At 46.7% G+C, this 907-nt stretch carries 1 pseudogene; it reads right to left on the reverse strand.

Annotated elements, in window-relative coordinates:
* Nucleotides 1-651: 651 nt before the first annotated feature.
* Nucleotides 652-907 (reverse strand): annotated as a pseudogene (locus P5674_RS25265) (hypothetical protein); the annotation flags it as partial.

Genomic DNA, 907 nt, shown 5'->3' on the forward strand with positions numbered 1-907 from the left:
TTAGTCATCTCGTCCTCTCCATTATACGTCCTAACTTTCCTGTCTGGTGCTATAGCTCTGAAAGTTGAGGTCATAAAGCAGGGGATCGTAACCCTGTTCCCAATGACAAAGGGGTATCCACATCAGGAGCCGTATGAGGTGAAAGTCTCAAGTACGGTTTGGAATTGGAGTTGGGGAAGGTGACTTCCCTTTCGACCATAACCTAACGGGTCACGGTTTGATTGTAAAGAATAGAGTCTAGTAGGAGTTACTATGACGAAAGCGAGTTTAAAGAAAGGATTTGAGAAATCAAAACCAATCAAGACTACGAAGAATGTATGGAAACAAGTGCGAGACGTTCAGGCATCAAATAGGGCTGCAATGCCCGAAATAACTGCCTGGTGAGGATTTATACCCCTTGGTTGAATATAAGGAGCGCACTCCTGACCATCCTCATAACTGTTTATATGTCCCGACGCTTGGAGAAATCTAAGCAAGGCAGGGAACTCAAGGTCATAAACCAACTGAGAAATCAGGGCGTTAAGAGTAACGGCGATGTGCGAGACGTTTAGGAGTGAAATAGGGCTGCAATGCCTTAAATAACCTCCTAGTGGGACTTCCACCCCTTGGTGGAATATAAGGGATTCGCACCCCTGACCATCCCATAACTGTTTATATGTCCCGACGCTTGGAGAAATCTAAGCAAGGCAGGAGACCCAAGGTCAAGACAGAACGTTTGAACGGTGGAAGTAGTGACCCACCTAGTATAGCAGGAAGTTGAGAGTAACGGCGATAGCCACCCCCAGTTTGAGGAATCACAACCCTGGGACTGAAGCGGGGAACGGAAGGCGTGAGGGAAAACCTATTCCCAAAATCCGACCACTGCCAACCATCCATGACTAAGGAAATCTGAATGTTCCGACTTGAT

This window comes from Limnospira sp. PMC 289.06 (genome assembly GCF_032350395.1).
In the GTDB taxonomy this organism is placed as follows: Bacteria; Cyanobacteriota; Cyanobacteriia; order Cyanobacteriales; family Microcoleaceae; genus Limnospira; species Limnospira platensis.